12 protein-coding genes are annotated in these 11982 nt (G+C 58.7%); 11 read left to right on the top strand and 1 reads right to left on the bottom strand.

Going from position 1 to position 11982, the window contains the following annotated elements:
• The first annotated feature begins 21 nt into the window (after positions 1-21).
• The 11 genes from ACVWXD_RS14335 (at position 22) to ACVWXD_RS14285 (ending at position 10459) form a co-directional block, all read left to right on the top strand.
• Complete coding sequence (locus tag ACVWXD_RS14335) at positions 22-1005, top strand: thiamine pyrophosphate-dependent dehydrogenase E1 component subunit alpha (RefSeq protein ID WP_183702069.1); 984 nt, start codon at positions 22-24, stop codon at positions 1003-1005.
• On the top strand, positions 1002-1997 hold the full coding sequence (locus tag ACVWXD_RS14330; protein WP_183702066.1) for an alpha-ketoacid dehydrogenase subunit beta: 996 nt from the start codon (positions 1002-1004) through the stop codon (positions 1995-1997). Before ACVWXD_RS14335 ends, ACVWXD_RS14330 begins: the two co-directional genes overlap by 4 nt.
• A gap of 22 nt (positions 1998-2019) precedes the next feature.
• Positions 2020-2250 carry a biotin/lipoyl-containing protein gene (locus tag ACVWXD_RS14325; protein ID WP_053136215.1) on the top strand — a complete coding sequence of 77 codons (231 nt, stop codon included), beginning with the start codon at positions 2020-2022 and terminating at the stop codon, positions 2248-2250.
• Between the two features lie 29 nt (positions 2251-2279).
• The gene (locus tag ACVWXD_RS14320; RefSeq protein WP_183702063.1) at positions 2280-3062 is read left to right on the top strand and encodes a 2-oxo acid dehydrogenase subunit E2; all 783 of its coding nucleotides are present in this window, start codon (positions 2280-2282) and stop codon (positions 3060-3062) included.
• A 111-nt stretch (positions 3063-3173) separates the two neighbouring features.
• A complete protein-coding gene (locus ACVWXD_RS14315; RefSeq protein WP_183702060.1) occupies positions 3174-4709 on the top strand; it encodes a long-chain-fatty-acid--CoA ligase in 1536 nt (511 codons plus the stop codon).
• Between the two features lie 21 nt (positions 4710-4730).
• Entirely contained in the window at positions 4731-5621 is an 891-nt protein-coding gene (locus tag ACVWXD_RS14310; protein ID WP_183702057.1) for a crotonase/enoyl-CoA hydratase family protein, read from the top strand.
• A gap of 16 nt (positions 5622-5637) precedes the next feature.
• A complete protein-coding gene (locus tag ACVWXD_RS14305) occupies positions 5638-6417 on the top strand; it encodes an enoyl-CoA hydratase/isomerase family protein (RefSeq protein WP_053136202.1) in 780 nt (259 codons plus the stop codon).
• A 40-nt stretch (positions 6418-6457) separates the two neighbouring features.
• The gene (locus tag ACVWXD_RS14300) at positions 6458-7675 is read left to right on the top strand and encodes an acyl-CoA dehydrogenase family protein (protein WP_183702054.1); all 1218 of its coding nucleotides are present in this window, start codon (positions 6458-6460) and stop codon (positions 7673-7675) included.
• A gap of 9 nt (positions 7676-7684) precedes the next feature.
• Positions 7685-8806 carry an acyl-CoA dehydrogenase family protein gene (locus ACVWXD_RS14295; protein ID WP_183702051.1) on the top strand — a complete coding sequence of 374 codons (1122 nt, stop codon included), beginning with the start codon at positions 7685-7687 and terminating at the stop codon, positions 8804-8806.
• A gap of 66 nt (positions 8807-8872) precedes the next feature.
• Complete coding sequence (locus ACVWXD_RS14290) at positions 8873-9415, top strand: nuclear transport factor 2 family protein (RefSeq protein ID WP_183702048.1); 543 nt, start codon at positions 8873-8875, stop codon at positions 9413-9415.
• A 33-nt stretch (positions 9416-9448) separates the two neighbouring features.
• Positions 9449-10459: a zinc-dependent alcohol dehydrogenase family protein gene (locus tag ACVWXD_RS14285; protein WP_183702045.1), complete on the top strand. Its 1011-nt coding sequence runs from the start codon at positions 9449-9451 to the stop codon at positions 10457-10459.
• Positions 10460-10530: 71 nt separating this feature from the next.
• Here ACVWXD_RS14285 and ACVWXD_RS14280 read toward each other — a convergent pair whose 3' ends face one another.
• The gene (locus ACVWXD_RS14280; RefSeq protein ID WP_183702042.1) at positions 10531-11949 is read right to left on the bottom strand and encodes an MFS transporter; all 1419 of its coding nucleotides are present in this window, start codon (positions 11947-11949) and stop codon (positions 10531-10533) included.
• Between the last annotated feature and the right edge of the window lie 33 nt (positions 11950-11982).

Below are 11982 nucleotides of genomic sequence, written 5' to 3'. Positions count from 1 at the left end.
GTTTTAACGGAGATTCACCTCATGGCAGGCACACTTCCAGACAGCGGCACGCTGGTCGACATCTACCAACGCATGACCCGTATCAAACAGAACGATGACCGCTTTCGTGCTGTGATCAAGTCCGGCAAGTTAGTCATGCCGTACTACTCGCCCCGTGGACAGGAAGTCATTCCGTCAGCGGTGTCGGCGAACCTGACCGATGACGATTACATCTGCACGATCTACCGTGGCGTACATGACATGATCGCCAAGGGCATCCCGCTCAAAGACCTGTGGGCGGAGTTCGGTGGCCGTGCCACCGGTACTTGCAAAGGCAAGGGCGGCCCGATGCACGTGACACACCCGGCCACAGGCGTGATGGTCACCACGGGCATCGTCGGCAGCTCCATGCCGATTGCCAACGGGCTGGCCCTGGCGGCGCAGATTCGCGGCGAGAAACGCGTGGCGATTGCCTATTTCGGTGATGGCGCCAGCAACATCGGCGCGTTCCACGAATCGTTGAACCTGGCGTCGGTCTGGAAGCTGCCGGTGGTGTTCGTGTGCCAAAACAACGGCTATGGCGAGCACACCAAATACGCCTACAGCACCTCGGTGGCGAACATTTCGATGCGGGCTGCCGGGTATGGCATGCCCGGTATCACGGTCGACGGCAATGACCCGATTGCCATGTACAACACGGCTAAAGACGCCATTGAGCGCGCTCGCAAGGGTGGCGGACCCACGCTGATCGAGGCCAAGACCTTCCGTTTTCATGGCCACGTGTTCGGCGATGTCGATGCGTACATGGACAAGGGTGAAAAGGACGCCTGGATCGCCAAAGACCCGGTGCCGCTGTTTCGCACCTGGTTGATCGCGACCGGCAACGCCAGCGAAGACCAACTGGCCGCCCTTGAAGCCGGCATCGAACGCGATATCGATGAGGCCGTCGAATTCACACTTTCCAGCCCATATCCGGATCTCGCCGAACTTGATCGCGATATCTACAAGGATCAGGTGAGCGCATGAACCAGAAAGTAGAGACCAAGCTCAATACGATCCAGGCCGTCAACCTGGCCCTGGATGACGCCATGGCCGCGGACGAGAATGTGATTATTCTCGGCGAAGACGTCGGCGATAAAGAGGAGGGCGGCATTGTGGGCGTCACCCGTGGTTTGTCGACCAAATATGGCGACTCCCGTGTGCGCTCTACGCCTATTTCCGAGCAGGCGATCATTGGTGCGGCGATTGGCGCGGCGATTGTCGGCATGCGGCCGGTGGCCGAAATCATGCTGATGAACTTCACCACCGTGGCCATGGACATGATCGTCAACCATGCGGCCAAACTGCGCTTCATGTCCGGTGGCCAGACCCATGTCCCGATGGTTATTCGAACCATGACCGGTGCCGGCTTTGGTACGGGCGGCCAACACGCTGATTATCTGGAAGCCTGGTTCGCTCATACCGCCGGGATCAAGGTAGTGGCTCCTTCCAGCCCTGCGGATGCGTACGGGCTGATGCTCTCGGCCATCGAGGACGATGATCCCGTGCTGTTCATTGAAAACATGCCGACGTACTGGACGCCCGGCGATGCCCCTGAGCGCGGCAAAAAAATCCCGTTGGGCAAGGCCAATATTCTTCGCGAAGGTAAGGACGTGACGCTGATCACCTATAGTCGTCGTGTACTCGAAGCCAGCGCTGTGGTTCAGAAACTGGCTGAGGAAGGCATTTCGGTCGAGCTGATTGATTTGCGCACCATCGCGCCGATGGACACCGACACCATTCTGGCCTCGGTGGCCAAGACTGGCCGCGCGGTGATCGTACACGAGGCGGTAAAACCCTTCGGAGTCGGTGCCGAGATTGCCTCGCGCATCTACGAATCACTGTTTGCTCAACTCAAGGCGCCCGTGCAACGGGTGGGCTCGCATTTCTCGCCCGTGCCGTTCTCCAAACCGCTCGAAGACGCCTATGTCCCGGGTCTGGACCAAATCGAGGCGGCGATTCGCGCCACGCTGAAGTGATCAACCGAAGGAATACATTGCGATGACGACACAAGTACTTATGCCCAAGCTGGGTTTCTCGATGAATGAAGGGACCATCAGTGAGTGGCTGATTGACGACGGTGCGACGGTCACTGAAGGGCAAGCGCTGTACGCGCTTGAAAGCGACAAGTCAGTTCAGGAAATCGAGGCGCCGGCCAGCGGCACGCTGAAGATCCTGGCCCAGGTAGGCGAAGTCTACGAAGTCGGCGCCGTGCTGGCGGAGATCGTTTAAGCCGGTATCGGCACGCAAGGGGGAGTCTGATGAGCGCTGAAACCGTGGTAGATGTCCCGAAGCCCGCAGCCTTTGGCAGTGATTTACCGCTTTGGCCCCAGGTTGACTTCAGCGAGTTTGGTGAAGTCGAGAGCAAGCCGCTGTCGCGGGTGCAAAAGCTGACCGCGCAATACATGTCGCGTAACTGGGTGATGATTCCGCACGTGACCCACAACGACGAGGCAGACATCACGGGTCTGGAGTTGCAACGCAAGGCGCGTAATGCGGCCGGCGAAGCGACCAAACTGACCTTGCTACCCTACCTGATCAAGGCCGTTGTCGGCGCACTCAAGGCGTTTCCACAGTTCAATGCATCACTGGACGGCAGCGGTAAAAACCTGGTGCTGAAGAAGTATTTTCACATCGGCGTGGCGGTCGATACGCGCTTCGGATTATTGGTCCCGGTGCTGCGTGACTGCGACAAGAAAAGCCTCGCGCAGATTGCGGCCGAGCTGCAGAGCATCTCCACCCAGGCACGGGACAAGGGCCTGAGCATGGCGCAAATGTCGGGTGGCTGTTTCACCATCAGTTCACTGGGAAGCTTCGGGGGCACCTCATTCACCCCGATTGTCAACGCGCCGGAAGTCGCCATCCTGGGCGTGACTCGCGCCGGGGATAAGCCTCGACGCGGCGCCAATGACGCCATCGATTGGCGGCTTACGTTGCCGCTTTCGTTGAGCTATGACCATCGAGTCATCAATGGTGCCGACGCCGCTCGCTTTACGGCAAAACTGGCTGATTTACTCGCTGACGTCGCTGCACTGGAGTCCTGAACACGGCGTGTTATCAATACCTGAACCGACCGGAAAACCCTCGCCTAAAAGAGACCGTTTTCCGTCGGGGCCTTTCGAACCGTTCAACAACATAATAAAGACGGGATTTCGATGAAAACACTGGGTGAGATAATCGAGCGGAATGCTCGGTATTTTCCTGATAAGGACGCCTTCGTTTCGGCTTCCCGCAGGATCACTAACCACCAGCTCGCCGAGCGTGCCAAGCGCCTGTCGAGTCATCTGTATAACCAGGGCCTGCGGCGACAGGACCGGGTTGCCATTCTGTCGATGAACAATCTTGAGTACTTTGAAACGTATCGTGCTTGCGAATGGGCGGGCTTCATTGCCGCGACGGTGAACTTTCGCCTGGCGCCACGGGAAATTCTCTACATCCTGCAGGATGCCTCACCCAAGGCGCTGGTGTTTGAAGCCCAATACGCCGAGGTGGTGGGAGAACTGAGGCGGGACTTGCCTGGCATCGAGCATTTCATTTGTATTGGCGATGGGCCAGCCTGGGCGCAGTCCTTTGAACGTGCGATGGACCAAGGTGTGGTGCAAGGCCCGCCCATGCGCTCCAACCCCGATGATTACGCCTATTTGATGTACACCAGCGGAACGACGGGTCGACCCAAAGGTGTGGTCCGCACTCATCATGCGATGTGCGTCACGGCAGACAGCTGTGCCTTGATGACCGAATTCAAAGGTTCAACGCGGGTGCTGCAAACCACGCCGGCGTTCCATATCGGTGGTGTCGGATTCGTCAACTCGGCTGCCTGGTTGGGTGGAACGACCATCATCCACCAAGGGTTTGATCCGCGCGCCGTGGTGCTGGCCGTCCAGGAGGAGGGCGTGACCTTCACCTTCATGGTCGCGGCGATGTTGCAAGCGTTGCTGGATCTACCGGGTGTAGCGGATTACAACCTGCGCTCGCTTGAACATGTGGTCACCGCCGCCGCACCGATTCCTGTGCCGCTGCTCAAACGGGCGATGGACCTTCTGGGGCCAATCTTCTCTATCCAGTACGGCATGACTGAAAGTAATGCCTGTGTCATGCAACGCCATGAAGTGGTCGCCGAGGGCACGCCGGAACAACTTCACCGACTGGAGTCGGTCGGCCATGCGTGCCCGGGTATCGAGCTGAGAATCGTCGATGAGCACAGTCAAGATTGCCCTGTGGGCACGCCCGGCGAAGTGCTGTTGCGCTCCGACACACAACTGAGCGGCTACTGGAACAATTCGGTCGCGACTGTCGAGGCCTTGCGCAACGGCTGGTATCACACCGGCGACATGGGCTACCAGGACGCGCAAGGCTATGTGTTCCTGGTTGATCGCAAGAAAGACATGATCATTTCGGGTGGCGAAAATATTTACAGCCGCGAAGTTGAAGTCGCGCTGGAACTGCACCCGCTGGTGGTCGAGTCCGCGGTCATTGGCGTGGCCGATCCGCGTTGGGGTGAGTCGGTAAAAGCCATCGTGGTCTTGAGTCCCGGCGCAGGCCTCGGCGAACAAGAGCTGATCGCACATTGCAAGGCGGTGCTCGCCAGTTACAAGTGCCCAAAAACCGTGGAGTTCATTGATGAGCTGCCGCGCATGGCCACGGGCAAGATCAATAAAGTCGTTCTGCGTGAGCGTCAACGCAGCGTCTAAACGTATTGAGCGGAGAACTATATGTCTAAGTGGCTGCAGTCGAATGAGTGCGTGACCTTTGAAGTGGCTGATCGCGTTGCCCGGATCACACTCAACCGCCCGGAAAAACGCAACGCCATTAACAACGTGCTGTTACGTGAATTGAAACAGGCGCTGCTTGAAGCGGATGACCTCAAATCGGTCAACGTCATTGTGCTCCAGGGCGCGGGCAAGGACTTCTGCGCGGGTTATGACCTAGTCACCACCTATGGCGACCTTGCTGACGTCAACCCGACGGACTATCGCGGCACGCAGAAAAACTTCGATGACGATTGCTGGTCGATGGAGCGGCAGAACGAAACCATCAACCTGTTCGCCGAGATCCACAAACCGATCATCGCTCGGGTGCATGGCAATTGTCTGGCCGGTGGGACTGACCTGGCGCTGGCCTGTGACATGGTGTTGGCTGCCGACACTGCCAGGATCGGTTTTCCGGCCACAAGGGCCAATGGATCGCCACCGGCGCATATGTGGTTCTACCACCTCGGGCCGCAGTGGGCCAAACGCATGCTGCTCAGTGGTGACTCACTGTGGGGGCGTGATGCCGCCAAGCTGGGCCTGGTGCTGGATGCCGTGCCGCCCGAGCAGCTTGACGAGGCGGTCGATGAGTTGGCACGGCGTTTATCGTTCGTCGACGCCGATCTTCTGTCGGCCAACAAACGCATCGTCAATTTGGCGCTTGAGTTGTCAGGCTCGAAAACCTTGCAACGGCTGGCCGTGGAGAACGACTCCCGGGCCCATCAATGCCAAGGCCCCCGCCGCACCCAGTTCAAGGAAGACATGCAGAACCTGGGCTTGAAAGATGCCCTTAAACGCCGCGACGAACCGTTCGGTGACGGAATGATCAAGCTCTACGCCCGTGGCGAAGAGTGAATTGGAGAGCGCATTAATGGATGTTGAACTGACAGTCAACGGTTCGGTGGCAACGCTTATCCTGAATCGCCCGGACAGCCTGAACGCACTGACGCCACAGATGCTGGAATTGATTATCGAGCACCTGGACCGCGTGGAAAGCGACCCGCAAATCCGCGCCTTGATTTTGACCGGGGCCGGTCGCGCATTCTGCGCGGGTGCTGACGTCAAGGGTTCGGGCTCGGCGCCGGTACGCATGAGCGTCAGCCATGCTCGGCGTTCGTTGGTGCCTTATCAGCAAGTGGCACTGAAACTCTACAACCTGAATAAACCCGTGGTCGCGGCGGTTCGTGGCGCGACGGTGGGCATCGCCTGGTCGTTCGCGATGTGCGCCGATCAACTGGTTGCCTCCGAAACCACCAAGTTCATTCCGGCGTTTCTGGCCCGGGCGACTGTGCCGGAGGGCGGCATGCTGCACCTGTTGGCACGCCATTGCGGTGAGTTTCGGGCCAAGGAAATCATGTACCTGAACCGCACACTCAGCGGTCGTGAGGCCTTTGACATCGGTCTGGCAAGCAAGGTGGTGACGGACGATCAATTGATGGTGACCGCACAAGCACTTGCCCAGGAACTGGCCGAAGCGCCGACCTTTTCCATCGGATTGACCAAACAACTGTTTCGCGCAACGTCCGGCAATTTCGAGGCGTACCTGGCGCTTGAATTGAATGCCGTGGCGTTGGCGGTCAACTCCGCCGACGCCTCAGAAGGCCGTCAGGCCTTTCGCGACAAACGCAAACCCGAATTCCAAGGGCAGTAGGCCCGACGTCCTCGACGTTTCACCTGACAGAGGTCAGACCATGCATTTCGAATTCAGCCCCGAAGATGAAGCATTTCGCCAGGAAGTCCGGCAGTTCTTCAAGGAAAACGTAAGCCCCGAGGTCGCGCGCTCCAGTTTTGAGGGCTGCCATCCGCCGCCCCGTGAGGTGTTGCGTCAGTGGCAAAAAGTCCTGCATGCCCGTGGTTGGGGGGCACCGCACTGGCCTGAGGCGTTTGGCGGTACCGATTGGTCGCCGCTGCGCAAGCACATCTTTCTGGAAGAGCTGGTGAATGCCGACGGCCTGGACTATGGCTGGCAAGGCACGCACATGATGGCGCCGGTGGTGATCGCCTTTGGCAATACCTGGCAGCAAGAGACATTTCTGCCACCGGTGTTGGCGGGCGACACGTTCTGGTGCCAGGGCTTCTCCGAACCCAATGCCGGTTCCGACTTGGCCAGCCTGCGCACCCGTGCCGAACTGGACGAGGCGGGCACCCATTACATTGTCAATGGCCAGAAGATTTGGACCAGTGACGCGAAGATTGCGGATTGGGGGTTTTTCCTGGTACGGACCGACGCGACGGTCAAGCCTCAGCGTGGTATCTCGTTTCTGCTGATCGACATGAAAAGCCCAGGCATCACCGTGCGGCCAATTATCTCCATCGATGGTGGCGACGGGCTCGCCGAAGTGTTTCTGGAGAATGTGCGGGTACCCAAGGAGCACTTGGTCGGCGAGCCGGGGATGGGTTGGACCTATGCCAAATACCTGCTGGAAAAAGAACGCACATCCAGTGCCTTCATCTACTTCAACAAGCGTGAATTGGAGAAGGCCAAAGCCATCGCCCGTCTCGAAAAAATTGACGGCGTTGCGTTGATTGATACACCGGCCTTCAGTCGCCGGCTTGCGGCGATAGAGGTGGATATTCTCGGGTTGGAGTGGTCGGTGCTGCGCATCCTGAGCAAGGAGACCTTGCGCGACAACATCGATGCGGTGGTCTCGACCCTGAAGGTCCGAGGCTCGGAATTGCAGCAGCAGGTCACCGAGCTGCAGGTCGACGCATTGGGGCCTCGGGCCCTGCGGTTCTACGACCATGGACCCAATCGCAAAGCCCATGAACCGAGCGCCGCCGACGAGCTCTGGCCAGCCTATATACCAGGGCGCAGCAATATGTACTTTTTCCAGCGCGCCTCGACCATTTATGGCGGAGCCCGCGAAGTACAGAAAAACATTATCGCCAAGCTGGCCTTCGGCCTCTGAGGACGTACCATGGATTTCAATCTATCTGAAGAGCAGACGATGCTGCGCGATGGCGTAGAGCGTTATATCAAAGATGCTTACGGGTTTGAGGAGCGCCGTCACCATGCTGTGAGCGCCGAAGGTTTCAGTCGCGAACATTGGCAGCAATTTGCCGACCTGGGCTGGCTGGCCTTGAACCTGCCGGAGGACGTGGGCGGCCTGGACTGTTCATTCGCTGAAACCGCTATCGTTCTGGAGTCCTTTGGGCGTGGCATGGTGCTTGAGCCTTATATCAACAGCGCGGTGTTGTGCGCACGGATCATCGACCAATCCGGTAACGACCACCATCGACATGACTTGCTCCCGGCGCTGATCGAAGGGCGTCTGTTATTGAGCCTGGCCGACAGTGAAAACGGTTCACGTTTTGCGGTCGGGTGCTGCGCCGAGACGTTTGCGGTGAAAACTGCCCAGGGTTATACCCTCAGCGGTCTCAAAACCCTGGTTATGGCTGCGGCTTCGGCGGACATACTGCTGGTGACCGCCAGCCTGGACGACTTCAGCGATCCGGCGGTGTTTGTGGTTGACCGCAATGCGCCGGGCGTCAGCCTCGATAGTTACACGTTGATCGATGGTACTCGGGCAGCCGACGTACGGTTTGACGCTGTTCAGTTACCGGCGTCTGCCTTATTGCTTGCGCCCTCGGCCAGCCAGAAGGTGCTGGAGGAGGCTCATGATCGAGGGGCACTGGCGGTGGTCGCACAGATCCTTGGGGTGATGCACGGTGTCATGGACTTGACGGCTGAATACATCAAGACCCGTGTGCAATTCGGCCAGCCCATTGGCAAGTTTCAGGCTCTGCAACATCGAATGTCCGAGATGTTCGTCGAAGCCACGCACACCCGCTCGATACTGTTCCGGGGTATGGCGTACTTGGAGAAACCGCCCCAAGAGCGCAGCAAGGCTATCTCGGCCGCCAAAGCCGCCGCGAGCAAATCCGGTCGGTTCGTCTGTGCCCAGGGGGTGCAGTTGCACGGTGGTATCGGCCTGACCGAGGAGTATCAGGTGGGCCATTACTTCCGCCTGATGACCTTGCTGGAAAAACAGTTCGGCGATATCGACTACCACCTGGCCCGCTTTGCCGCCAACAGTTGACCTTTGTCACTCGGGTCTGTCCGCAGACCCGAGAGCCTCCCGATAATAAAAAAGGAAGTCTTGCTCATGAACGTCACCGAAGAACTGCTGGCCAATGTTCGGCTGTTGCTCGATCGCCAGGCCATTTCCGACTGCGTCATCCGTTATTGCAGGGCTGTAGACCGATTTGACCGCGACCTGCTGCGCACGGTTTATCACGAGGACGCCACTGACGATCATGGTGCATTTTGCGGGGGGCGCGAAGCCTTCATCGACTGGGCTTTCGCCTACCACAACGAATACCAGATTTCACACCATCACATCATCACTAACCATATGGCCGAGATCGAGGGCGATACCGCACACGCCGAAACCTACTGGCTGTTCTTCGGTGAAAATCGCACCAAGCCCGACACGGTCGCGGTGGGGCGCTACGTTGATCGTTTCGAAAAGCGTGACGGTCATTGGGCCATTGCGGCACGGGTGTGCGTCACGGAAAGCATCAACGAACTGACGCCCGCCGAGATACCAGAGGTGTTTCGACAGCTGCAGATGGGTAACGCCACCAGCGCCCGATCGAAAGACGACGTGTCCTGGATGCGCCCGCTGAACGTACGCCAACCCGTCTGAGTCTGGTCGGCCATCAAGCTTCTGGAGGCAACCATGCGTTCCTATGTCATTTCGCACTATGGCGGAGTCGATGGCTTACGCCTTCGTGAAACCGACGCGGCGCCAGAGCCGGCAACGGGTCAGGTGCTGGTGCGGCTGCGGGCCGTTTCGCTGAATTTTCGTGACCTGATAATCCTCGCCGGCGGATACCAACAGCTGTGCAAACCGGATCTCGTGCCTTGCTCTGATGGCGCGGGAGAAGTGGTAGCGGTAGGTGAGGGGGTGCAACGGGTGTGTGTCGGTGACCATGTTGCCCTGACGTTTCATCCTCACTGGATTGCCGGTGAGAGGCCTCTGGGGCGGGCTATTCTAGGGCGTGGGGGCTCTGTGGACGGCACCTTGTCTGAATATGCCTGTGTGTCCGAAGAGGAGCTGGTCAAGGTGCCTGCGCATCTATCCTTTGAGGAAGCCGCGACCTTGCCGTGTGCCGCACTCACCGCCTGGTCGGCGCTCTGCGCGCAAGGTGTGCTGCTCCCCGGACAGCGCGTGTTGGTGCAGGGCAGTGGCGGGGTTTCGGTGTTCGCGCTGCAACTGGCCATGCTGTTTGGGGCTGAGGTCGTCGCGTTGTCATCCAGCGCCGAGAGGCTTGAACATTTACGCTTATTGGGCGCCGATCACCTGATCGATTATCGCGTCCATGAGGATTGGCATCGGCAGGTCCTGGACTGCACCGAAGGGGAGGGAGTGGACGTTACGGTGGAAGTCGGTGGTGGCGAAACCATCGAGCGCTCGGTGCAATCGACGCGTATTGGCGGGCGTATCAGTGTCGTCGGGTTGTTATCCGGGAGCCCCGCACTCAGTGAGGGATTCTTCTACCGAGGCTTGAGCGTCAATACCATCGGCGTCGGAAGTCGCGAGCAGTTCGAGCAGATGAATCGCGCCATTGCCTTGCACCGAATCAAGCCGGTTATCGACCGGGTGTTCAGTTTTGAACAGGTCCCTGAAGCGTTTACCCATCTGAAACAACGCAAGCACGTTGGAAAGGTGGTGATTCGTATCGATTGAGGTACTTGCCCTGGGGCGCGGCTTGAAAGGGACTCGGTGGCGCCAAGCATGGCGCCGCCAAGTCCCTTCTTCTATTCAACCAACGCAAGCTCCACTTTTTCCTTTGCCGGCCTCTTGGGCAAGGTAAACGCCACCGCCAGCCCTGCCAGTGTCATTACCAGCACATAGCCAAACACCCGCATGTAAGCCAGGTCGCTCGGTAAGCTCAGCGCATTGGCCATGGGGGGGGCGTGGTCGGATGCCAGCAGCGTGAAAATCATTTGCGCGCCGAGGGCGAAGGCGCAGGCGAAGAACACATAGGTGACGCCTGTGGTTTCCGAGGTCCGTTCGGCAGGCGTGGCTTCAATGATCAGGTTGTAGACGGCTGGGTGAGCGAACGCGAATCCGATGGTCGAGAGGACTGCGCACGCCAGGGTGGCAGCTAGCGTCGCATGCAAGAACAACATCGCGGCCCATGCCGCTGAAGCTATCGACAGACCAATGATGGCCGCAGAACGAGCACCTCTGCGGGCAGCAATACGGCCACTGAGCGGTCCCCCAATGAGTGAAAACAGGTTGATGCACAACATGGAAAGGCCAGCACCCGTGGCACTCAAGCCAAAGCTGCCCAGCGTGCCGCCAGGTTGCTGCAAATAAAGCGACATGACTTGCCCGATCTGAACGCAGCCCATGCCAATACACACCATGCAGAGGTTGGCGCGAATGACTTGGCGGTTAGCCAATAGGCGCAAATCGATTAAGGGTGCCGGTTGTTGCCACTGTTGGCGCCCCCAGACCAGCAGAACGCCCACGCCAGCCGCCAACAAGCCCCAGGTATAGGCATCCCAGCCCCATGCAGCGCCCTTTTGCACCACCACCAGCAACGCAGCCAGACCCGGAGCGAACAATAGACCGGAAAATAGAGAGACTCGTTGTCCGGCCTTGGGCTCGGAGTGATGCACCGCGAGGTAGACGGCCAGCATCGCCGCCAAGGCGAGTATCAGTTTGAACCAGAAGCCGCCCTGCCATGAGTAGTGATCAATGACAACGCCGGCCGACAAATAGATCACGCCAGCACTGATCATTCCCACCGCGCTCAATAGACCTACTGCAAACGGTATGGATTTGGCGTCCAGGTTTTCGCGCAGAATGCCGAAGGCCAGCGGGGTCAATGCACTCGCCAGGCCTTGTATGGCGCAACCGGCGATCATCCATTCAAGGCTTGTGGCCAAGGCCGCAATCAACGCACCGGTCATGCACAAACCCAAGACCCACAGCGTTATTTTGCGTCGGCCCATCAGGTCGCCAAGTCGCCCGCATAGCGCGGCTGCGATGGCCGACACCAGCCAGTAAATGGTCACCACCCAACCGATGGCGGAGGCGTCCGGGAAGTGTCGGTACAGCACCGACAGCATGCTGTAGATCACCGTGATACCTGCCGAGGACACGATGCTTAATAGCATCAGTGCAGTGTAAAGCCCCATTCGGTTGCGGCGTTGCGCGGGCTGCATCGGTTTCCCTCCAGTTATTGTTTTTATTAGCGG

It is taken from the genome of Pseudomonas sp. TE3911, assembly GCF_054062775.1.
Note: the sequence above shows the minus strand (reverse complement) of the source record. Positions and strands in the feature narration are given on the sequence as shown.

What these genes read in the sequence shown, in the direction of transcription:
- ACVWXD_RS14335 (WP_183702069.1), top strand. Translation starts at nt 22, where the DNA reads ATGGCAGGCACACTTCCAGACAGCGGCACGCTGGTCGACATCTACCAA.
- ACVWXD_RS14330 (WP_183702066.1), top strand. Translation starts at nt 1,002, where the DNA reads ATGAACCAGAAAGTAGAGACCAAGCTCAATACGATCCAGGCCGTCAAC.
- ACVWXD_RS14325 (WP_053136215.1), top strand. Translation starts at nt 2,020, where the DNA reads ATGACGACACAAGTACTTATGCCCAAGCTGGGTTTCTCGATGAATGAA.
- ACVWXD_RS14320 (WP_183702063.1), top strand. Translation starts at nt 2,280, where the DNA reads ATGAGCGCTGAAACCGTGGTAGATGTCCCGAAGCCCGCAGCCTTTGGC.
- ACVWXD_RS14315 (WP_183702060.1), top strand. Translation starts at nt 3,174, where the DNA reads ATGAAAACACTGGGTGAGATAATCGAGCGGAATGCTCGGTATTTTCCT.
- ACVWXD_RS14310 (WP_183702057.1), top strand. Translation starts at nt 4,731, where the DNA reads ATGTCTAAGTGGCTGCAGTCGAATGAGTGCGTGACCTTTGAAGTGGCT.
- ACVWXD_RS14305 (WP_053136202.1), top strand. Translation starts at nt 5,638, where the DNA reads ATGGATGTTGAACTGACAGTCAACGGTTCGGTGGCAACGCTTATCCTG.
- ACVWXD_RS14300 (WP_183702054.1), top strand. Translation starts at nt 6,458, where the DNA reads ATGCATTTCGAATTCAGCCCCGAAGATGAAGCATTTCGCCAGGAAGTC.
- ACVWXD_RS14295 (WP_183702051.1), top strand. Translation starts at nt 7,685, where the DNA reads ATGGATTTCAATCTATCTGAAGAGCAGACGATGCTGCGCGATGGCGTA.
- ACVWXD_RS14290 (WP_183702048.1), top strand. Translation starts at nt 8,873, where the DNA reads ATGAACGTCACCGAAGAACTGCTGGCCAATGTTCGGCTGTTGCTCGAT.
- ACVWXD_RS14285 (WP_183702045.1), top strand. Translation starts at nt 9,449, where the DNA reads ATGCGTTCCTATGTCATTTCGCACTATGGCGGAGTCGATGGCTTACGC.
- ACVWXD_RS14280 (WP_183702042.1), bottom strand. Translation starts at nt 11,949, where the DNA reads ATGCAGCCCGCGCAACGCCGCAACCGAATGGGGCTTTACACTGCACTG.